The 21367-nt window shown below is 53.0% G+C and carries 20 protein-coding genes; 11 read left to right on the forward strand and 9 right to left on the reverse strand.

The window, feature by feature from the left end; translation table 11 throughout:
• Nucleotides 1-28: 28 nt before the first annotated feature.
• The 4 genes from ACJJIR_RS05220 to ACJJIR_RS05235 form a co-directional block, all read right to left on the reverse strand.
• On the reverse strand, nucleotides 29-163 hold the full coding sequence (locus tag ACJJIR_RS05220) for a hypothetical protein (RefSeq protein ID WP_444907548.1): 135 nt from the start codon (nucleotides 161-163) through the stop codon (nucleotides 29-31).
• Nucleotides 164-366: 203 nt separating this feature from the next.
• Entirely contained in the window at nucleotides 367-3306 is a 2940-nt protein-coding gene (locus tag ACJJIR_RS05225) for a ribonucleoside-diphosphate reductase subunit alpha (protein WP_444907549.1), read from the reverse strand.
• A gap of 807 nt (nucleotides 3307-4113) precedes the next feature.
• Nucleotides 4114-5028, reverse strand: a complete 915-nt coding sequence (gene argF, locus ACJJIR_RS05230) for an ornithine carbamoyltransferase (protein ID WP_444907550.1) — start codon at nucleotides 5026-5028, stop codon at nucleotides 4114-4116.
• A 22-nt stretch (nucleotides 5029-5050) separates the two neighbouring features.
• Nucleotides 5051-6235, reverse strand: coding sequence for an acetylornithine transaminase (locus tag ACJJIR_RS05235; protein WP_444896447.1), 1185 nt, complete (start codon nucleotides 6233-6235; stop codon nucleotides 5051-5053).
• 316 nt (nucleotides 6236-6551) lie between these two features.
• Here ACJJIR_RS05235 and grxD point away from each other — a divergent pair, with 316 nt between their 5' ends.
• Complete coding sequence (gene grxD / locus ACJJIR_RS05240) at nucleotides 6552-6884, forward strand: Grx4 family monothiol glutaredoxin (RefSeq protein ID WP_282933784.1); 333 nt, start codon at nucleotides 6552-6554, stop codon at nucleotides 6882-6884.
• A 110-nt stretch (nucleotides 6885-6994) separates the two neighbouring features.
• On the opposite strand, the gene bfr is transcribed toward grxD, so the two are convergent.
• The gene (gene bfr / locus ACJJIR_RS05245; protein WP_020412720.1) at nucleotides 6995-7486 is read right to left on the reverse strand and encodes a bacterioferritin; all 492 of its coding nucleotides are present in this window, start codon (nucleotides 7484-7486) and stop codon (nucleotides 6995-6997) included.
• Between the two features lie 180 nt (nucleotides 7487-7666).
• Here bfr and ACJJIR_RS05250 point away from each other — a divergent pair, with 180 nt between their 5' ends.
• Nucleotides 7667-7927, forward strand: a complete 261-nt coding sequence (locus ACJJIR_RS05250; protein WP_444907551.1) for a hypothetical protein — start codon at nucleotides 7667-7669, stop codon at nucleotides 7925-7927.
• 663 nt (nucleotides 7928-8590) lie between these two features.
• On the opposite strand, the gene ACJJIR_RS05255 is transcribed toward ACJJIR_RS05250, so the two are convergent.
• Nucleotides 8591-8821: a bacterioferritin-associated ferredoxin gene (locus tag ACJJIR_RS05255; protein WP_413662956.1), complete on the reverse strand. Its 231-nt coding sequence runs from the start codon at nucleotides 8819-8821 to the stop codon at nucleotides 8591-8593.
• Nucleotides 8822-9135: 314 nt separating this feature from the next.
• Between ACJJIR_RS05255 and ACJJIR_RS05260 the strand changes: the two genes are divergently transcribed.
• The 7 genes from ACJJIR_RS05260 (at nucleotide 9136) to ACJJIR_RS05290 (ending at nucleotide 16554) form a co-directional block, all read left to right on the forward strand.
• Entirely contained in the window at nucleotides 9136-9738 is a 603-nt protein-coding gene (locus tag ACJJIR_RS05260) for a peroxiredoxin (protein WP_143730920.1), read from the forward strand.
• 241 nt (nucleotides 9739-9979) lie between these two features.
• On the forward strand, nucleotides 9980-11182 hold the full coding sequence (locus tag ACJJIR_RS05265) for a serine hydrolase domain-containing protein (protein ID WP_444907552.1): 1203 nt from the start codon (nucleotides 9980-9982) through the stop codon (nucleotides 11180-11182).
• Nucleotides 11183-11282: 100 nt separating this feature from the next.
• Nucleotides 11283-13202, forward strand: a complete 1920-nt coding sequence (gene htpG, locus ACJJIR_RS05270) for a molecular chaperone HtpG (RefSeq protein ID WP_444907553.1) — start codon at nucleotides 11283-11285, stop codon at nucleotides 13200-13202.
• Between the two features lie 246 nt (nucleotides 13203-13448).
• Nucleotides 13449-14480, forward strand: a complete 1032-nt coding sequence (locus tag ACJJIR_RS05275) for an NAD(P)H-dependent glycerol-3-phosphate dehydrogenase (RefSeq protein WP_413662953.1) — start codon at nucleotides 13449-13451, stop codon at nucleotides 14478-14480.
• Between the two features lie 13 nt (nucleotides 14481-14493).
• Nucleotides 14494-14976: a DUF4389 domain-containing protein gene (locus ACJJIR_RS05280; protein ID WP_444893086.1), complete on the forward strand. Its 483-nt coding sequence runs from the start codon at nucleotides 14494-14496 to the stop codon at nucleotides 14974-14976.
• Between the two features lie 125 nt (nucleotides 14977-15101).
• Nucleotides 15102-15554 (forward strand): phosphohistidine phosphatase SixA, encoded by a 453-nt coding sequence (gene sixA / locus ACJJIR_RS05285; RefSeq protein WP_444907554.1) that lies wholly within the window; start codon nucleotides 15102-15104, stop codon nucleotides 15552-15554.
• 121 nt (nucleotides 15555-15675) lie between these two features.
• Nucleotides 15676-16554: an alpha/beta fold hydrolase gene (locus ACJJIR_RS05290; protein ID WP_444907555.1), complete on the forward strand. Its 879-nt coding sequence runs from the start codon at nucleotides 15676-15678 to the stop codon at nucleotides 16552-16554.
• Here ACJJIR_RS05290 and ACJJIR_RS05295 read toward each other — a convergent pair.
• Both ACJJIR_RS05295 and folE read right to left on the reverse strand, forming a co-directional pair.
• On the reverse strand, nucleotides 16551-16895 hold the full coding sequence (locus ACJJIR_RS05295) for a 5-carboxymethyl-2-hydroxymuconate Delta-isomerase (protein WP_282933776.1): 345 nt from the start codon (nucleotides 16893-16895) through the stop codon (nucleotides 16551-16553). The two genes, ACJJIR_RS05290 and ACJJIR_RS05295, sit on opposite strands and share 4 nt — an antisense overlap.
• A gap of 54 nt (nucleotides 16896-16949) precedes the next feature.
• A complete protein-coding gene (gene folE, locus ACJJIR_RS05300) occupies nucleotides 16950-17492 on the reverse strand; it encodes a GTP cyclohydrolase I FolE (RefSeq protein WP_282933775.1) in 543 nt (180 codons plus the stop codon).
• Nucleotides 17493-17834: 342 nt separating this feature from the next.
• On the opposite strand from folE, the gene prmB reads away from it, so the two are divergent.
• Together prmB and aroC are read left to right on the forward strand one after the other, a co-directional pair.
• A complete protein-coding gene (prmB, locus tag ACJJIR_RS05305) occupies nucleotides 17835-18758 on the forward strand; it encodes a 50S ribosomal protein L3 N(5)-glutamine methyltransferase (RefSeq protein ID WP_444907556.1) in 924 nt (307 codons plus the stop codon).
• Nucleotides 18759-18931: 173 nt separating this feature from the next.
• Complete coding sequence (aroC, locus tag ACJJIR_RS05310) at nucleotides 18932-20008, forward strand: chorismate synthase (RefSeq protein ID WP_444907557.1); 1077 nt, start codon at nucleotides 18932-18934, stop codon at nucleotides 20006-20008.
• Nucleotides 20009-20066: 58 nt separating this feature from the next.
• Here the strand turns inward: aroC and ACJJIR_RS05315 are convergent, their stop codons facing one another.
• Nucleotides 20067-21146: an integron integrase gene (locus ACJJIR_RS05315; RefSeq protein ID WP_444907558.1), complete on the reverse strand. Its 1080-nt coding sequence runs from the start codon at nucleotides 21144-21146 to the stop codon at nucleotides 20067-20069.
• Nucleotides 21147-21367: the final 221 nt, after the last annotated feature.

The following is a 21367-nucleotide window of genomic DNA, read 5'->3' on the forward strand; positions in this document are numbered from 1 at the left end:
TTCTTAAATCTTCCTGGTGTATTGCTCACTAATTGTGTGCAACCAGGGATGACATACCGGTGATATTTTTTACCGGTAATAATTCATTACAGGCTCGTATTTTTAACTCGCCTGGGCACAGAAAATCCTGTGCCAGATCAATTTTTGCTGCGCTTTTGTGCATTTATTTGCACTGAATTTTCGCTGGCAATTGCACTGGGTTTTCCCGGGAAAATAAGCCGCAGCCGATCCCCGGTCCCTATGGTATTACCCACTATTAAAATAATGGGTGGACCGGGGTCGCTGCGCATGGTCATGCCCGCACTTGCGGTTACGACGCTCTCCCCCGAGAGTCAGTGCAGCCCCTATAAAAAAGGGGCTTAAATTTTACTGGCAGGCCTCGCAATCCGGGTCGTCCAGTGAGCAGGCCTGAGGCACTGCGGCCGGTGCAGGTGCAGCTTGCTCAGCAGGTGCTGCCGCAGCCACTCCGTTGCTACCGCCGTGTGCACTTACCGCGTTCAGGGTGCCGCTATTTACCGTAGATTTCTCTGTGGTGGTGGCAGCCAGTGCGCGCAGGTAGTAAGTGGTTTTCAGGCCACGGAACCAAGCCATGCGATAGGTCAGGTCCAGCTTCTTGCCGTCGGCGCCGGCAATATACAGGTTCAGGGACTGGGCCTGGTCGATCCACTTCTGGCGACGGCTGGCAGCGTCCACGATCCAGCGCGGCTCCACTTCAAACGCGGTGCGGTATTTCGCTTTCAGGTCTTCCGGTACGCGATCGATTTTCTGTACAGAACCTTCATAGTATTTCAGGTCGTTAACCATGACCTGATCCCACAGGCCGCGATCTTTCAGATCGTGTACCAGATAGGGGTTTACTACGGTGAATTCGCCGGACAGGTTCGATTTCACATACAGGTTTTGGTAAGTCGGTTCGATCGACTGGGAAACCCCGGTGATATTGGCAATGGTCGCAGTAGGAGCGATCGCCATCACGTTGGAGTTGCGCATACCTTGGGCTTTTACTTTTTCGCGCAGGCCGTCCCAGTCCAGCGTGGAGCTGGTGTCCTGTTCGATAAACTGCTGGCCGCGCTGCTCGGCCAGGATCTGGATGGAATCCAGCGGCAGAACACCTTTGCTCCACAGGGAGCCTTCGTAGGTCTGGTACTTGCCGCGCTCGGCAGCCAGGTCGCTGGAAGCGGAGATGGCTTCGAAGCTGATCGCTTCCATGGTGTTGTCGGCAAAGGCGACGGCTTCGTCGCTGGCGTAGGCGATGCCGGCTTTGTACAGCGCATCCTGGAAGCCCATCAGGCCCATGCCCACGGGGCGGTGACGCATGTTGGACTGACGTGCACTTTCAACTGCGTAGTAGTTGATGTCGATAACGTTATCGAGCATACGCACCGCAGTTTTTACGGTATTGGCCAGCTTGGTGCGGTCGAGTTCACCGTTCTCACCAATGTGTTGAGCCAGGTTGACGGAGCCCAGGTTACACACGGCGATTTCGTCGTCGGCCTTGGTGTTGAGAGTGATCTCGGTGCACAGGTTGGAGCTGTGAACCACACCGGCGTGTTGCTGCGGGCTGCGCAGGTTGCAGCTGTCTTTAAAGGTGATCCAGGGGTGGCCGGTTTCGAACAGCATGCCCAGCATCTTGCGCCACAGGTCTAGTGCGCGGATCTTCTTGAACAGACGCAGCTTGCCTTCGGCAGCCAGCTGCTCGTAGTGGTTGTAGCGCTCTTCGAATGCGGTGCCGAACAGATCGTGCAAGTCCGGGCAATCGGCCGGGGAGAAGAGGGTCCACTCTTTGTCTTCGAACACGCGCTTCATAAACAGGTCGGGGACCCAGTTGGCGGTGTTCATATCGTGGGTGCGGCGGCGGTCGTCACCAGTGTTTTTGCGCAGCTCGAGGAATTCCTCGATATCCAGGTGCCAGGTTTCCAGGTAGGCACAGACAGCGCCTTTGCGCTTACCGCCCTGGTTGACGGCTACTGCGGTGTCATTGGCCACTTTCAGGAAGGGCACAACACCTTGGGACTTGCCGTTGGTGCCTTTGATATAGGAACCCAGGGAGCGCACCGGTGTCCAGTCATTGCCGAGACCGCCTGCCCACTTGGACAGCATGGCGTTATCGCGGATCGCGCCGTAAATGCCGTGCAGGTCGTCCGGTACCGTGGTCAGGTAGCAGGAGGACAGCTGCGGGCGCAGGGTGCCGGCGTTGAACAGGGTCGGGGTGGAACTCATGTAGTCGAAAGAGCTCAACAGGTTGTAGAACTCTACCGCGCGCTCGTTTTTGTTCTCTTCATTAATGCTGAGGCCCATGGCGACACGCATAAAGAAGATCTGCGGCAGCTCGAAACGAATATCGTCGCTGTGCAGGAAGTAGCGGTCGTACAGAGTTTGCAGGCCCAGATAAGTGAACTGGTGATCGCGCTCGCCTTTCAGAGCTTCGCCGAGTTTTTCCAGGTCGAAGGTGGCCAGTGCAGGGTCCAGCAGGTCCAGCTCGATACCCTTTTTCACGTAAGTGGGCAGGGTAGAGGCGTACAGCTTTTCCATCTCGTGCTGAGTGGCGCGCTCGGCAACACCGAGGAAGCGCAGAGCTTCGGAGCGCAGCTTGTCCAGCAGCAGGCTGGCGGTAGCGAAGGTGTAATTGGGCTCCTGCTCAACCAAGGTGCGCGCAGTGATTACCAGCGCGGTGTTGATATCGTTTTCGGAAACACCGTCGTACAGGTTTTTCAGGGCTTCGTTAAGAATTGCCGCGCTGTCGACATCTTTGAGGCCTTCACAGGCTTCTTTGACAACGGTGCGCAGGCGCTCCATATCCAGAGGTGCAAGGCTGCCATCGTCCTGCTTTACACGGATACTGGGGTGGGCATCGACGGCTTGCTCGGCAATTTGAGCAGTTTTTTCTTTCTCTGCGCGCAGGCGGGCGTGTTCTTCGCGGTAGAGTACGTAGTCGCGGGCAACCTTTTGTTCACCGGCGCGCATCAGGGCCAGTTCTACCTGGTCCTGGATCTCTTCAATGTGGATAGTGCCGCCAGAGGGCATGCGGCGTTTGAAAGTGGCACTGATCTGGCTGACCAGTTCTTCAACTTGCTCGTGGACACGGCTGGAAGCAGCGGCGGTGCCGCCTTCAACAGCGAGGAAGGCTTTAGTGACGGCGACGGCAATTTTGCTGTCGTCGTAGGGTACAACGGTGCCATTGCGCTTGATTACGCGGATCTGGCCCGGTGCAGTAGCGGCCAGAGTCGTGCCGCCAGTCGCCTGGTCGCTGGAGGTGCCTGATTTTTCCGCAGGCACGGCTTGAGAGCGCCCTGTCTCTGTGTGCATGTAAATCTCCGAAAGGTTTGTTCTGTTGTCTGTCCGCGTGCGTTCAAAAGAACGGCGGCCACATGACTGTGTGGCATGGCGGAGCGTGTCCTTCGCTTTGCCAGTGTTTATCCACAGCTGTGGACACTGGAAACAGGCGGCTTGTCACCGGCTATCTGAAAAGGTTTGCCAGCTGCTGCCTGTGGCGGAAATTCCATTCCGCCCGCTTACCTCTGATTCTGCTTTGAAAAAAGCAGCGCCTGACGCCCACCGCCAAAAAGTGTGGTGGTGCGCCGGAATTTGCCCCACATAATGGGGGTGCTCTTGAGCCTCTACCCCAATATATAGGGGGTCGGCCTCGAGTGCGCTACAAGATAATGCGGTAGGCGGGTCAGTTCAAGGCGAATAACTATGTAGTTGTTTGTGGATAAATTGTGGGTAGAGGTGCTGAGTCAGTAGCCACTTTCGCGGCAGAGCCCGCCAGCCCTGGGCTGCAAAGGAGTGGGTGCCGGGAAAGAACGCTGGGTACAGTGTCTTACAATTTTTTTTAATAGCTAGAGCGCTGTAAATTAACAACGGCAATAACCATTTGCAAATGGCTGCTCTTTGAGCAAAGTGGTACTCAATTGCTCAATTTACTGACGCTTATTTAATTCTGACATCTTGGCTGGCTGTAAATTAGTCGTTGGCGCCGATTGCTAAATTTAGTGATCTCTTGGATTTTTTGTCGCCAATCGCATCTTTTATACGTTGTCGGGAGGAGAGGCGCAGGGGAGTGAGTACAGGTAGCAGGGTACAACCGCAGGAGTGGCTGTACCCTATTAGGGTTTATCGACTGTGGTCTTGGAGGAATTCCATCAGGGCTTTTTGCGCGTGAAGGCGGTTTTCAGCCTCATCCCATACCACCGAGATATTGCCATCCTCTAAAAGTTCGGCACTCACTTCCTCTCCACGGTGGGCGGGCAAGCAGTGCATAAAGATGGCATCGCTATTGGCGTGGCCCATCAGCTCATGGTCCACCAGGAAGCTCTCGAAGGCTTTCAGGCGGATCTGTTGTTCAGTTTCCTGTCCCATGGAAGCCCACACATCGGTGGCCACCCAATCGGCCCCTTTAACAGCCTCCACCGGATCGTGTACTACGGTGACCCGATCACTTGCCGAAGCGAGGATATTGGCGTTGGGCTCGTAGCCGGGCGGGCAGGCTATACGCAGCTCAAAATTGCACAGGCGGGCAGCATTAATATAGGAGTGGCACATATTGTTGCCATCGCCGACCCAGGCGACCACCTTGCCCTCAGGGCTGCCGCGGTGCTCCACAAAGGTTTGGATATCTGCGAGCAGCTGGCAGGGGTGGTAGCTGTCGGAGAGGGCATTAATCACCGGTACCTTTGAATATTCTGAGAAGCGCTCCAGTACCTGGTGGCCAAAGGTGCGAATCATCACCATATCCACCATGCTGGAAATTACTCGGGCGCTGTCTTCAACGGGCTCCCCGCGGCCTAACTGAGTATCGCGGGGAGACAGGAAGAGGGCGCTGCCTCCCATCTGTGCCATACCGGCCTCAAATGAAACGCGGGTACGAGTAGAGGATTTTTCAAAAATCATCCCCAGCACTTTGCCGCGAAAAAGGTCAGTATTTATTCCTTGAGTGCGCAGTGTTTTGAGTTCGATCGCGCGCTCAATAATTTGCTTGAGCTCTTCCGAAGACAAGTCTGTCAGGGTGAGAAAATGTCTGATCGCCATAAGCTGTTCTCCTTTTTTTGCATCAGACTGCTTGCAGTGCAAACTGGTGAATCAGTGAGCTGACATCGTTTGCCAATTGATGGCACTCGTCGTCGCTGAGTGTGAGTGGGGGGAGCAGGCGCACTACATTGCCGGCGGTAACATTTATCAGCAATCCGCGCTCGCGGGCTATGTCCACCAGTTTGGCACAGGGCTGCTGCAATTCTATTCCGATCATCAGCCCCAAGCCCCGCACCTCTTTGACCTGGTCGCAATCGGATAACTGCTGTTTGAGTTGGTGCTGCAGGCGTTGCCCCAATGCCTCGGCGCGCTCTAACAGCCATTCACTTTCCAGCGTATCGATTACAGCCAGTGCGGCACTGCAGGCTAGAGGGTTGCCGCCGAAAGTGGAGCCGTGGGTGCCCGCAGAAAATAATTGTGCGGCAACTCCCCTGGCCAGGCAGGCTCCGATGGGGACACCGTTACCCAGTCCTTTGGCAGTGGTCACCACGTCGGGCAATATGTCCGCATGCTGGTAGGCAAACATTTTGCCGCTGCGGCCGTTTCCGGTTTGCACTTCATCCAGCATCAGGAGCCAGTTATGTTGATCGCAGATTTCGCGCAATTGCCCCAGGTAGTTGGAAGTGGGCACGCGTACACCGCCCTCTCCCTGAACCGGCTCAACCAGCACTGCGACAATATCGTTGCGCTCACCTGCGAGCTTTTCGATGGCTGCGGTATCGTTAAACGGCACACGCAAAAAACCCTCGGGCAGAGGACCGAAGCCCTCTTGGATTTTTTCATTGCCGGTTGCTGTCAGGGTAGCCAGGGTGCGGCCGTGGAAAGCGCTTTCCATTACCAATATTTGAGGGGTCTCAATGTTGCGGCTATTGCCTAGCCGCCGCGCTAATTTAATCGCTGCTTCATTGGCCTCAGCTCCAGAATTGGAGAAAAACACATTGTCCATGCCGGATAGCTGTACCAGCTTGTCTGCCAGTTTCTCCTGCGCAGGGATATTGTAGAGATTGGATACATGTAACAGGGTCCGAATCTGCTCGTGCAGGGCCAGGGTCACTTTGGGGTGGCAGTGGCCAAGGCCGCAGACGGCGATTCCAGAGATTGCATCCAGGTATCGTCGGCCCTGATCATCCCATACATAATTGCCTTCACCCCGAACCAGTGTGAGGGTTCGATCGCCATAGTTTTGCATGAGTGTCGGGGTGGCCACCGGGGCATCTCCTTAAATATTGACTATTTGGACTATTTATTTTCCGCAGAAAATTCTGTTTAAGCTTTTTAATCTGCACTTTATATTGATTGGGCAATGGTAACACAGCCTTTATAAGCTGTGTGCTATCTGGCTGGCTGAATTTTCAACATGGTATCCGGTGTTGCAGATCTGCGGTTTTTGCTTTCATCGAGGGGATGGTGTACTTATTGCCGGCCCCACTGGGGTACAATGGATGCCGGCGCGCTATATCAGATGATGGTATGGTGCCTGTACACTTACTTTTTGCTTCGACCACCTGAGGTTTTTCACGCTTATGGATACACTGGAGAACATCAAGCAGCAGATCGCTGATAACACCATTCTGCTTTATATGAAAGGTAGCCCTAATGCCCCCCAGTGCGGCTTTTCCATGCGGGCCTCCCAGGCGATGATGGCTTGCGGTAAGCGCTTTGCCTACGTTGATATTCTGGCTAACCCGGACATCCGCGCTGAGCTGCCTAAGTATGCGAACTGGCCGACCTTTCCCCAGCTGTGGGTTAAGGGCGAGCTGATCGGTGGCTGTGACATCATTATGGAAATGCATGAGAACGGTGAGCTGAAAACCTTGATTGATGAGGCATCAGCGGAGAGCGAAGGCGAGGATTAATTTCCGCTTTTGCTCCAATATGTCTGCTGCTATAGATGGTAGGCATACTGTAGAAACAAAAAAACCGCAGCGGAAGCTGCGGTTTTTTTATGCCTGTGAGAGGACTTAAGCTACTTGCCAGAGTGGCCGGCTGCAGTTTCCATTTGAGTTTGCAGGTAGTTTTGAATGCCAACTTTGTCGATCAGCTCCAGCTGGGTTTCCAGCCAATCTACATGCTCTTCCTCAGACTCGAGGATTTTCTCCAGCAATTCACGACTGCCGTAATCCCGAACGGACTCGCAATAGGCGATGGCTTCACGCAAGTCGGGAATGGCCTTGGATTCAATTTTCAGGTCGCACTTGAGCATCTCTTCGGTATTTTCGCCGATCAGAAGTTTGCCCAGGTGCTGCAGGTTGGGAATACCTTCGAGGAAAAGAATGCGCTCGATCAGCCAATCGGCGTGCTTCATTTCATCAATGGATTCGTGATATTCCTGTTTGCCCAGCTCTTTTAAACCCCAGTTGTCATACATGCGGGCGTGTAGGAAATACTGGTTAATAGCTACCAGTTCATTACCCAGTACTTTGTTTAAATGCTCAATTACCTTGGGGTCGCCTTTCATAGCCTGTGCTCCTGAAGCCCTGCCAACTCAATTAGGTTTGCAGAGAGTTCCTATTTGTTAGTCGCTAGAGATTAGTTGATATTTTTAGCTACTAAAGTTTATTAGTCACTAAAGTCTGCGGCTGCCTGATTTACCTAATTTTATTTTAGGGTTTCAGCTGCAATCGGGGCCGAGTTTGCGTTGCGATTTGCGGCAAGTCAAGGAAAAATTTTTCTTGCAGAATGCAGAAAAAACAAGGGTTTTAACGCAAATTTAGCCGAAAATAGCAACGAAAATAATTCTCATTTAGGTTGTGTGAGCAATACAACAATAAGTCATTTATTTCGAATATTAACCCTTGTTATTGGTGGGTTTTGCATTTCAGTTGAGGTTAATGTTTTCATGTTTGGTATTAATAATGCTTCTTATTTATATATGCGGGTGAAACGCTTGCAGTTATAAGATGAGCCAAAACCTTTTCTAGTATTCGAATGGCGCTTGAATAATTAATTTTTTTCTAAATTAAATGATCCCACCTTTTGATAGTTTGCCATCTGACCGACTTATTGAATGGTTGCCTGGAATATAAAAGCGATTGAGTTGATATTTTGTTGATGGACTCATGCCCTGAATTGATGTTGACCACTGTCGAATGTCACGTGGATTACGAAGGGGTTAACAAAGCGGTGTCTGAATAAATCCGTAATATTTTCGGGCTCCTGAAGTCAGCAGATTTTAGGTGCGTCGCTGCGAGTGCCCTGTCTAACAGGGCCGACCCTACAGGCTTTCATAGCGATTCACGCTCTGCGCTGTAAAAACCAAAAACATCACGGAATTGTTTTGAGGCTTTCTAAAACAGATTTTCTCAATATCCAACTTTTCCGATCCAAGGGGTATTGCAGTGAGATTGGAGAGGTAAGTAAATCGGAGGGCTAGAGTTTGGCCGGTATGCAAAGCTGGGAGACGCGTTTGCAGGTTGAGAGCGGAGATAAAGACAGTGGAGGCACGCTAGTTCGACTTGGATGGGAGTCTTATACAGGTTTTTAAGGTTTTACGAAGAGCTGGAGGACTGGGTAGATAAAAGTGGTATAGAGGCCACCAGAGGAGGGTGGCCATATTGGACGGTCAGCTGGCGGAGTAGAAGAGGCCGTTGTTGGCAGAGGACACCATCCCACCGCTCATGGTCTCGTCGATGATCTCCTTGGTCTGCTCGGCACAGCGTCCACATTGAGAAGAAACGCCCAGCTGGCGTCTCAACGCCTTCACCGAAGTGGAGCCATCATAGATCGCCTCTTTAATCTGGCGGTCAGTTATGCCCTTACAAATACATACATACATGGCGGTGGCTCTGTTCAACTCTTACTCAATAGTAGTCAGGTAGGAATCCTATTGCAATTGAGAATGAGTGTCAATAAGATTCCGGAATGGTCGCATTTTGCCCTCTTTGTTTGCTATTTGTACATTTTTGCGGGTAGGTCATCCTATTTTGGGTGTTAGTTCACGCATAGCCGTTCTGCTATCAGCCTGATTTAAAAAATTTATGGGCCTGAAATATGTGGGTGTGTATCATAGCGGCCCACTATTAATTCCCATTCGATTTATAGCTGTTGCTCATAAATTGAACACTCTACGTATCATCAACAACCCATCATTGGATTGAGGAGGTTTTCATGGCAGTTCTGGTAGGCAAGCCGGCTCCGGATTTCACCGCTGCAGCGGTATTGGGTAACGGCGAGATCGTCGATACTTTTAACCTGAAAGAAGCAATCAAAGGTAAGAAGGCTGTAGTTTTCTTCTACCCGCTGGACTTCACCTTCGTATGTCCTTCTGAGCTGATCGCTTTCGACCACCGTTTCGCTGAGTTTGAAAAGCGCGGTGTTGAGGTAATCGGTGTATCCATCGATTCCCAGTTCTCTCACAACGCATGGCGTAACACCTCCGTCAACGACGGTGGTATCGGCCCGGTTAAGTACACCCTGGTTGCAGACGTTAAGCACGAAATCTGCCAGGCGTACGACGTAGAAGCTGACGCTGGTGTTGCTTTCCGCGGTTCCTTCCTGATCGACGAAGAAGGCAATGTACGTCACCAGGTAGTTAACGATCTGCCGCTGGGCCGTAACGTTGACGAAATGCTGCGCATGGTTGACGCTCTGGCGTTCCACCAGGAGCACGGTGAAGTTTGCCCCGCCGGCTGGCAGGAAGGCGACAAAGGTATGAACGCTTCTCCGGAAGGTGTAGCGGCTTACCTGAGCGAGAACGCTGAGAAGCTGTAAGACGCTTTTTGCGCTGGGGTCTCCGGACCCCAAAAAGAAGAACCGCCGCAAGGCGGTTTTTTTGTTTGTACAAGCCTTGTTGCGCTGACCTGCGCTGATTGGCATGGCCGTCCGCGCGCCGGAGAAAAGTGCAGACTAGAATTCAGCAGTCAGTCCTGCGTGGCGCCTAAATAGAGTTTTTGCCCGCTGGCTGCTAGTCTTATCTGCAACTACCGGATTGCTTTGGCGGCTCGATTTGCTTATGAGACCTGCAATTCTTTCAAATATCGTCTACGTCATGCGCGCCTCTATGGCACGTTTATTTCTCTTCCTGTTGATTCTGGGGAGTCTGTCCCTGCCTGCGCAAGCGGCTGATATAGACGACAGGGCCAAACAGTTTGGCCGATACTTCAAACAGATGATGGCGGGTAAATCTATACCCGGCGGCGCCTATGTCATCGTGGATGGCAACCGGGTGGTCGCGATGGATACCTATGGCGTCAGGGTCAGGGGTAAATCCGGCAAGGTGGATCAGGACACGGTGTTCCGTCTGGCCTCGGTATCCAAGACCTTCGCTGCCAGTATGGCCACTATGTTGGAGCATGAAGATCGCTTCAAATGGGATGACAAGGTGGTCAACTATGTGCCGGACCTGAGCTTTAAGACGCCTTCACTGTCTCGCCAGCTTCAGGTGGAGCACCTGCTCAGCCATTCCTCGGGCCTGACCCCCAACGCCTACGACAACTACCTTGAGGACAACAAGCCTCTCAGCAAGATATTGCCCAAGTTTGCCAATATCGATCCGCGCTGCACGCCGGGAAAATGCTACGGCTACCAGAATGTGTTGTTCAGCCTTATTGAGGATGTGATTTTTGAGGCGACCGGGGTTTCCTTTGCCAGCCAGCTTAAGAAGAGAATTTTTGTCCCGCTGAAAATGCAGAATGCATCGGTTGGCTGGGAGAGCTTTATGGCCTCCGACAACCGTGCGGCACCCCATATCCAGACTGGTAGTGGTTGGCGCCCAGTGAAAGTGGAGAAGGAATACTACTTTGCTGCACCGGCGGCGGGAGTGAATGCCAGTATCTCTGATATGGCCCAGTGGCTGAAAGCCCAGATGGGCTACTACCCGAAGGTACTGTCACCGGAAGTGATCGCCGATATGACTACAGAGCGAGTCGCTACCCAGCGCCATATGCGCCATCGTATCTGGAGAGACTACCTGTCTCATGCAGGCTACGGCTTGGGCTGGCGCCTCTACACCATCGGTGATGACCGCATTATTTATCACGGCGGTTGGGTTGCGGGCTTCCGTGCGGCGGTGGCCTATTCGGAAAAGTTGAAAGTGGGTATTGCCATCCTGATGAATGCGGAGTCCCGTGTGATCTCAGATCTCACTGCCAATTTCGTGATCGATATTACCGGCAAAGGTAATCTCGCTACCGCTCAAACCAGTGGAGATCGCTGATCTCCACTGGTAAGTGATTGTCCCTCCCCCCTTGAAACCTGCTGGCTGATCCCAATATTTGCTCCCTGTTCCGATTGACGTTTACGGGGAGACCGAATAGATGACCGTTGAGGCCCAAAAAGAGAGCCATGGATTCCAGACGGAAGCCAAGCAGCTACTGCACCTGATGATCCACTCGCTCTACTCCAATAAGGAGATTTTCCTGCGCGAGCTGGTATCCAACGCTTCTGATGCCGCCGATAAGCTGCGTTTTGAATCGCTGTCCAAGCCCGAATTACTGGGCGAAGATGCAGACCTGCGTATTCGCATCGAGTTTGACAAGGAAGAGGGAACGCTCACCATTACCGATAATGGTATTGGTATGAGCCGCGATGAAGTTATCGAAAACCTCGGTACTATCGCCCGCTCCGGCACCTCTGCATTTATGCAGCAGCTGACCGGAGACCAGAAAAAAGATGCGCACCTGATCGGCCAGTTCGGTGTGGGCTTTTACTCCGCCTTTATCGTCGCTGACAAAGTGGACGTATTCACTCGTCGCGCCGGTTTGAATTCCGACCAGGGTGTGCACTGGGAGTGTCACGGTGAAGCGGAATACTCCGTAGAGACTATTGAATGGCCCCAGCGCGGTACCCGGGTGGTTCTGCACCTGAAAGAAGAAGCGAAAGAGTTTGCCGATAGCTGGCGCCTGCGCTCCATCATTAAAAAGTACTCCGATCACATCGCCATTCCGGTGGAAATGCTGAAAGAGGAAATGCCGGCGGCGGAAGAGGGCGAAGAGCCGAAAGAAGAAAAGGCGCCTGAGTTTGAAGCAGTAAACGCTGCCCAGGCCCTGTGGACTCGTCCCCGCTCCGATGTGAAATCTGAGGAGTACAAGGAGTTCTACAAGCATATCTCCCACGATTTCGACGATCCCTTAACCTGGAGCCACAACCGCGTAGAGGGCAAACAGGATTACACCAGCCTGCTTTACATCCCTGCGCGCGCACCGTTTGATCTGTACCAGCGCGATGCCGCTCGCGGCCTCAAGCTGTATGTACAGCGCACTTTTATCATGGATGATGCGGAGCAGTTCCTGCCGCTGTACCTGCGATTCGTGAAAGGCGTTCTGGACTCCAACGATCTGCCGCTGAACGTATCTCGTGAAATCCTGCAAAAAGATCGCAATACCGATGCGATCAAGAGTGCGCTGACCAAGCGTGTTCTGGATATGCTGGATAAATTGGCGAAGAAAGATGGCGATGAATACCAGAAATTCTGGGATCTGTTCGGCAATGTATTGAAAGAAGGTCCGGCTGAAGATTTCTCCAACAAAGAGAAAATTGCCAAGCTGTTGCGCTTTGCCAGCACCCATACCGATACCGAGAAGCAGGATCAATCCCTGGAAGACTATGTGGGTCGCATGAAGGATGGCCAAAAGGCGATCTACTACGTGTGTGCCGACAACTTCGCTACGGCCAAGTCCAGCCCCTACCTGGAAGTATTCCGCAAGAAGGGTATCGAAGTGCTGCTGCTCACCGATCAGGTGGACGAGTGGTTCGTGGGCCATATGAACGAGTTCGACGGCAAGCAGTTCCAGGACGTGGCCAAAGGTGCGCTGGATCTGGGTGAAGCTGAGAGCAACGAAGACAAAGCTGAGCGCGAAAAAGTTGAGCAGGAGTCCGGTGCCCTGGTTGAGCGGGTACAGGAAGTTCTGGAAGGTCGCGTTGAATCCGTACGCGCAACCACTCGCCTGGTGGACTCCCCAGCGTGTCTGGTGGTGAGCGAACAGGATATGGGCCCGCAAATGCGCCGCATCCTGGAACAGGCCGGCCAGGCCCTGCCAGATGCCAAGCCGATCTTTGAAATCAATCCGTCCCACCCACTGGTACAGCGTCTGGACCAGGAGGCGGATGAAGATCGCTTTGCGGATCTCACCAATATCCTGATGGACCAGGCTAACCTGGCCGCCGGTAACCAGTTGGCAGATCCGGCGGATTATGTGCGCCGCCTGAACACGCTGTTGCTGGAAATGCACGGTTAAGTCAGCGCTATTGATTGGTGCTAAGCGATGGCCAGCGGAGTTGTTTTAGACTTTGCTGGTCCCAGAAGCGGCCCCTGCCGGATCGAGCGGTGTTTTATCGGTTGGTCAAGGCAGAGGGCCGTTTTTGCTATTTACTGTGCCGTTTCGCACAATTGGCAGAAGTTTAAAACAAATTGACCCCATTGGGCTCAGCGGGTCATGCCTCTATAATCCGCAAGTCTTATAAGAAGCTTTATCGGTGTGACAATGCAAAAAGAAACTTCCAACCCCCTCGCTATTGCCGTATTGGGCGGCGGCAGTTTCGGAACCGCGATTGCTAACATTGTGGCGGGCAACGGCCACGACACCCGCCAGTGGATGCGCAACGCGGAGACGGCGGCTGAGTGTCGCGACACTCGAGAAAACCATAAATACCTGCCCGGCGTGCCGCTGCACCCGGAATTACAACTTACCAGCGACCTGGAGCAAGCGGTCGATGGTTGCAGTATCGTTTTTGTCGCGATACCCAGTAAATCCTTTCGCGAGGTGGTAAAAAAAGTAGCCCCGCTGTTAGCGCCGGGCACCATGCTGATCTCCACCACTAAGGGAATCGAGCACGACAACTTCCACTTAATGAGCGATATCCTGCGCGAGGAAACCACCGACATGCGTGTCGGGGTCTTGAGCGGACCAAATTTTGCAAAAGAAATTGTTGCGGGGCACTACACTGCAACGGTGGTGGCCAGTGAAGACGAGGCACTTTGCAAAGCGATTCAATCGGCACTGCACTCGGAGACTTTCCGGGTTTATTCCAGTAGCGATGTGTTTGGAGTCGAGCTTGCCGGTGCGCTAAAAAATATCTACGCGATCATCACTGGTATGGCTGCGGCGCTGGAGCGCGGGCAAAATACCATCAGTTTATTGATTACCCGCTCCCTGGCAGAAATGATGCGTTTTGCCGAAGCGATGGGTGCCGATCCTATGACGTTTATAGGCCTCGCCGGTGTCGGCGACTTGATTTTGACCTGCTCCTCAGATCTCAGCCGAAATTACCGGGTGGGGTATATGGTCGGTAAGGGCAAGCCGCTCGATCAGGCTGTCGCAGAAATTGGTCAGGTGGCCGAAGGTGTGAATACGGTTCGTCTGATTAAACAGAAAGCTGACGAAATGGGTGTCTACATGCCCTTGGTTTCCGCGATTCACGCCATATTATTTGAACAGCGGCCGATTCCTGAGGTGATTCGCAATTTGATGTCGGGCGCGCAAACTTTTGATGTGGCCTACTCGGCCAAGCCTTAAATGGAAGCCTCATATGAAAAATGACGATCTAAAGCGCAATCTTACTTCCGGCAACCAGTGGGTGCGCCTTATCTATATGGTGCTGTTTGCAGTGTGCCTTCAGGTTGCCGCGTGGTTACTGATGGCGGTAGTGATACTGCAATTCCTGTTTTCGATTATCAGCGGGAAATCCAACGATAATCTGCGTCGCTTTGGCGATCAGCTCGCCTCCTATGTTTACCAGGCGATTCAATTCCTGATCTACAACTCCGACGAAAAACCTTTCCCGTTTTCCGAGTGGCCTGAATCTGAAGTAGAGGATTTGTCCGGTTACGAGGGCGCCGAAGATGTTTCTGCAGAAGTGGTTTCTACAGAAGTAAAGCGTGAAAAGGACAAGGCTGAAGACGAAGCCGAGGATGCCATTATCCTGGGTAGCTCCGAGCCCGAGAGCAGTGAAAAGCCCGAGCTGGTTGAGGAAAGTGCCGACGACGCCGACAAACCTGTCGACAAGAACTGATCGCTTTTCCTATCGCTAATTTATCCGGTGCCTTATCCGAGGGCACCGGATAAATATCCGCTGCCCTCCCTACGAATACTCCCGCAGATATCGATAAAGTAACAACCCACCCTTGAGGAAGCCCCATGCAGCTGTTTATTTTGCGTCACGGTAAAGCCGAGCCCATGCTCGCCAATGATGCAGAGAGAGCCCTGACAGAGCGCGGGCGCAGGCAGGTTGCACAGGTTTGTAAAAAGCGCGCCGAGGAACTGGCGGAGGTAAAGGCTATTTGGGCCAGCCCATTTGTACGCACCCAGGAAACCGCTGAGATTGCTGCCGCCCAGTTGGGGTTGCCCGTTATTACCGAGTCGCTGCTGATCGGCAATACCTATCCACAGCAACTGCTCGACCATTTGCAAACCCAGGATACCTTCCCGCTTCTGCTGGTTAGTCACCAGCCTCTGGTGGGCAGTCTGCTCAATGGCCTCTGTGGCAGCGGTAACGAACACCCGATGGGCACTTCCAGCCTCGCCTGTGTCAGTGCGGATGTATGGGCTAATGGCTGCGCTGACTTGGAGTGGTTGCAGCACGCAGAGTAATTTTTCTGGTCGTGTCTGCCAGTAAATCCCTATTGCGCTGATCACAACTGTCATTGCGGATGTTGTTGGTGGGCCGCACCATTTCACCACCTGTTTTAGTCACTATCCGGTGGATATCACTTTGGCGATAAATCAATTCACTCCCCGTGAAATCACCCTTGAGTTTGATCACAAGTCGATTGCCGCACGCCAGTGGGGCGACCCGGAGGGAGAGCCGGTAATTGCTCTTCACGGCTGGTTGGATAACTGTGCCACCTTCAGTCGGCTGGCTCCCCTACTGAGCGGAATTAATCTGGTAGCGATAGATATGCCGGGCCACGGACGCAGCTATCACCGCTCACTCGATGCCAACTACAACATCTGGGAAGAGGCGGAAGATATTTTGGGGGCGGTGCACGCGCTCGGCTGGCGCAAGTTCTCCATTGTGGCGCACTCCCGAGGTGCTATCGCCGGGGTGATAACCGCAGGTGCTTTTCCCGATCGGGTAAAGCGCCTGGCACTGATCGATGGCCTGGTACCTCCCTCCACCGAAGATGAAAAAGCTCCGGAGAACCTGGCCAAGGCCATTGCCCAGAGAGCCCGTTACGGCACGCGCAAGCTGCGGGTTTACGGTACCTTCGAAGAGGCGGTCGAAGCGCGCAAAAATGGCATGTTCCCGCTAACTGAGTGGGCAGCGCAGGTATTGACCGAGCGGGGCACCCGGGAAGTGGAGGGGGGTTATATGTGGAGTAATGACCCCCGGCTGATGGCGGCTTCCACAGCCAAGCTCAATGAGCCACAGATTAAAGCTTACTTATCCCGATTGAAGATGCCGGTGCAGCTGGTTCTCGCTGAAGATGGTATTGCAGATATGCTCAAGCGCCTGCGCCCTGTACTGCAAGAGTTTCCGGGTATCGAGGCACGTGAGATTCCAGGAAGCCACCACTTACATCTGGAGGAGAGTGGTGCCCGGGCGATTGCAGAGTGGTTTGGGCCTTTTTTGCGCGGTGAGACCGCTTAGAAGGGAACCCGCTTGGAATAGCAGCTGGCATCCATCTCCCGCACCTCTACCGAGACTGCGGGAACTCCCTCGGCAAATTGGCACAGGCTGTTAAAAACCGCCGAGCTTAATGCCTCCCTTTCCCGCGTAGAGCGCCCTTCAAGCAAGCGGATCTCTGCGTGGATAAAGCTGTTGCCATTGTCCCCAGCAATAAACTGATCGTAGGACTTGGCGCGGGTCTTGATATTGTGGGAGGCGAACAAACCGGAACGGTGCATCGCCTCCTGAGCCGAGCTGACCAGTGCAGCGACAGAAATCTTCTCTTCCAGATTTTTCGCATACTCTATGATCAGGTGAGGCATAGCGGTCACTCCTCGGTCAAAGCGGCCCTGGCGGCCGCTGGGTACCTGTGGCGTTTACTGGCGCAGCAGGGAGAGGAACTCGTTGCGGGTAGCCTGGTTGCTGCGGAAAGTACCGAGCATAGCCGAAGTCTTCATCACAGAGTTCTGTTTTTCCACACCGCGCATCATCATGCACATGTGCTTGGCTTCGATGATCACGCCGACACCGGCAGCACCGGTAACGTTTTGCAGGGTCTCGGCGATCTCTACGGTCAGCTGCTCCTGGATCTGCAGGCGGCGCGCAAACATATCCACAATGCGTGCTACCTTGGACAGGCCAACGACCTTGCCATTGGGAATATAGGCTACGTGGGCGCGGCCGATAAACGGCAGCAGGTGGTGCTCACACAGGGAGTAGAGCTCGATATCCTTAACCAGCACCATTTCGCTGCAGTCGGACGGGAAGAGCGCGTCGTTGACTACATCTTCCACGGTCTGTTTATAGCCGCGTGTCAGGTATTCCATGGCTTTGGCGGCGCGCTCCGGGGTGTCTTTGAGCCCAGGGCGTTGCGGATCTTCGCCGATTGCTTCAATAATTCGCGCGTAATGTTCGTTCATGCTGCTCTTTCCAACATCTCAGCCCGAAGGGCGGGTGCGCTACCCTAAGCGTTTGTAACCCGAGAGTAAAGATCCTCGCGGCCCCAGGAGCTTGTTAGCTGTTATTTGACGACCACTGGCGAAGGCTATTTTGTTAGCAGGGCGGAGCGAAGTTGGGCGGAAAAATGGCTTAGGGTCTTTAGGTAGCAGCTGTAAAATGGCCACTTAACCTTACTCGTCGCTTATTTGGTGTGAGCAAACTACACTCCCCGGGCATTGATTGGCCCCTCTGCAGCAGCAACAGAGGGCACCCGCTAGTGACAGTGGGCCCCGACGAGATACAAAGCACTTAAGGATAGATTGATGATAGAAAGGCGTGAAACAAGCCTCCACGAACTGACCACTGTTTTGGACTATATCCGCTGGGGGACCAGCCGATTCAATGAGGCCGACCTCTACTACGGCCATGGCACCGACAATGCCTGGGACGAGGCCGTTTTACTGGTAACCCACGCCCTGCATCTCCCCCCTTACAGTAAGCCGGAGATACTCCAGGCCCGTTTGACCATGGAGGAGCGCCGTGACGTACTCACTATCCTGGAGCGGCGCTTTAGCGAGCGGGTACCGGCGGCCTACCTGACCAAGGAAGCGCATTTCTGCGATATGACATTTTATGTGGACGAGCGGGTACTGGTACCCCGTTCACCGATTGGCGAGATGATTCGCCACAACTTCCAGCCCTGGCTCAATGTTGAGCCCCTGGCGATTCTGGACCTCTGTTGTGGTAGCGGTTGTATCGGTATCGCCTGTGCCGAGGCCTTCCCGGAAGCGCGTGTCGATGTGAGCGATATTTCCGAGGACGCGATCGAAGTTGCACAGATCAATATCAATCGTCACGAGTTGAACGAACGCGTGCGCGCAGTGCAGTCGGACCTATTTTCCGGCCTGCACGGTATGAGTTACGAGTTGATCGTGTGCAACCCGCCCTATGTCGATGCCCGCGATCTGGCCGAAATGCCCAAGGAATACCACGCTGAGCCGGATATAGCCCTGGGCTCTGGCGATGACGGTCTCGATTTTACCCGCCGCCTGCTGCGCGAGGCTGCCAACCACTTGCAGCCCGATGGCCTGTTGATCTGCGAAGTGGGCAATAGCTGGGAAGCCCTGGAAAAAGCCTTCCCGGAGGTGCCGTTTATGTGGCCCGAGTTTGAGGATGGTGGCCACGGTGTTTTTGCCATCAGCCGGGAAGAACTGCTCGCCTATCAACCCTACTTCGAAAAGGAATAATTCCTTTTGCCTCCCCGGCAATCTCGGTTGCCGGGTTATGGGTACAAGCCCGGTTCTGCGGACACTTGTGCTTTTTGCCCCAGTCTGCGCACTGGGGCGGGCAGATCATTTATAATGCGCGCCCCTATTGTGGGCCATCCTGTTTTACCACCTACTAGCTGGAAAAGTCGTCTATGTCGGGCAATACCTTTGGCAAGCTGTTTTGTGTCACCACCTTTGGCGAAAGCCACGGCCCCGCGCTCGGCTGTATCGTCGATGGATGCCCTCCGGGTCTGGAGATTAGTGAAGAAGAAATTCAGCGAGAGCTGGACCGCCGCAAGCCGGGCACTTCCCGCTATACCACCCAGCGCCGCGAACCCGACCAGGTAAAAATCCTTTCCGGTGTTTTCGAGGGAAAAACCACCGGCACGCCCATTGGCCTGTTGATTGAAAATACCGACCAGCGCTCCAAGGACTACAGCAATATCGCTGAACAGGTAAGGCCAGCCCATGCCGATTTCACCTATTGGCAAAAATACGGCATTCGCGACTACCGTGGGGGTGGTCGATCCTCCGCCCGTGAAACTGCCATGCGGGTTGCCGCTGGGGCCATCGCCAAAAAATGGCTGAAACAAAAATACGGCATTGAAGTGCGCGGTTATCTCTCGCAATTGGGCCCGATAAAAGTACAAAAACTGGATTGGGACCAGGTAGAACAAAACCCCTTCTTTAGCCCGGATGCCGATCGGGTCCCCGAAATGGAGACCTACATGCAGGAGCTGATCAAAGAGGGGAACTCCATCGGTGCGCGTATCTCAGTACACGCCAGCGGCGTCCCAGCCGGACTGGGTGAACCTATTTTTGATCGCCTGGATGCAGATCTGGCCCACGGCTTAATGAGTATTAACGCGGTAAAAGGCGTGGAAATTGGAGCTGGCTTTGACAGCGTGGAGCAGAAGGGCACTGAGCACCGAGATGAAATCACTCCGGAAGAAGGGTTCCTGTCGAATAATGCCGGTGGTGTGTTGGGTGGTATTTCCAGTGGCCAGGATATCATTGCCCATATCGCCCTGAAGCCGACTTCCAGTTTGCGTATTCCCGGCCGCAGCGTTGACCGCTCCGGCAATCCCATTGAAGTCGTCACCAAAGGCCGCCACGACCCCTGTGTTGGTATTCGAGCAACGCCTATCGCAGAGGCCATGATGGCCCTGGTTCTGATCGATCACGCACTGCGCCATCGCGCGCAGAATGGCGATGTAACACCGGGATAATTCGATCGGCTTTTTTCTATTAGATACCGGCGGGAGCCGGTATCCGGTCTCCGCACTACTAAGATGCAGCCAATAAGCTAAGCCCCTGTACTTCCCCAACTTTACTCCCAACAAAATAGTTAGCTCCATCCTCCTCAATTTTATTAATGTTGCGCAGTCGATCTGAGGGGCTTAAAACGCCTTTATTTCCCCGATTTACGACATGGGTATAAATTTCAGTAGTACTAACATCCGAATGCCCTAGCAACTCCTGAATCGTACGCAAGTCATAACCCGCTTCGAGCAAGTGAGTCGCAAAGCTATGGCGAAATGCATGGCAACGAGCCGGCTTATTGACTCCCGCTAGCTTGACAGCTATACGAACCTGGCGCGCTAAAGTTGACGCGTGCATATGGTGCCTTCTGTTTTCACCGGAGCGAGGACATTGGCCGATGGTGCTGGAAGGGAAAAGGTATTGCCAAGCCAGTTGTCGGCTTGCACTTGGATACTTTCTTTCCAAAGCGTTAGGTAAATAAACCGAACCAAAACCAGCCAAAAGATCTTGTTGGTGTAATAGGGAAACAGACTCCACCTGCCTATGTAGCTGCACAATTAACCCATTAGGTAATATCGTAGTGCGATCCTTATCCCCCTTACCACCTCGAACAAAAATATTATTGCTGTCGAAGTCTATATCCTTTATACGCAAAGAAAGCAGTTCGGCGCTGCGAAGGCCGCTACCGTACATTAGCTCAACCTGTAATCTGTAGGTGCCTTCAAGGTGATCCAAAATTGCTGATATTTCTCTACGGCTATAAACCACGGGCAAGTACTTTTGTTGTTTTGCCAGTTTAAAGTCCAGAGCCTGAATATCCCTACCTAAGAATCTCTTGTACAGATATATCAAAGCGTTCAGAGCTATTCGCTGTGTATTTGCTGAGCAAAGGCCCTGAACTGCAAGGTGAGAGAGAAACGTCTCAATCTCAACAGCTCCCATATCGTTAGGGTGCTTCTTTTTATTGAAATGAATGAAGCGTTTAATCCAATGGGTGTAAGTTTGCTCTGTTCGGTACGATAGTCCCTGCTTTCGAATATGAAATCGCAGATTGTCCATAAATCGTTCAGGCTTACCTGGGATTTTGTGGCGAATGTCGTCCATGATATTGCCCTTAGACTGTTTTTATATACAGTATTTGCTCTTTTGTCCTGCTGTCAATATCAGAATTCAAGAGAAGCTTCTCCTATTTCTGGAGGTGACGATCTATCTCTTTGATTTTTATAGGGTTGGTAATGTTATAAAGAGCAGAAAAAGCAGGTAGATATATAGCGCCTGCTATATATCTACCTGTTGAGAAATATGCCAAAGTTCTTAACTTTTTG

This window comes from Microbulbifer maximicatervae (SeqCode), from assembly GCF_052467385.1.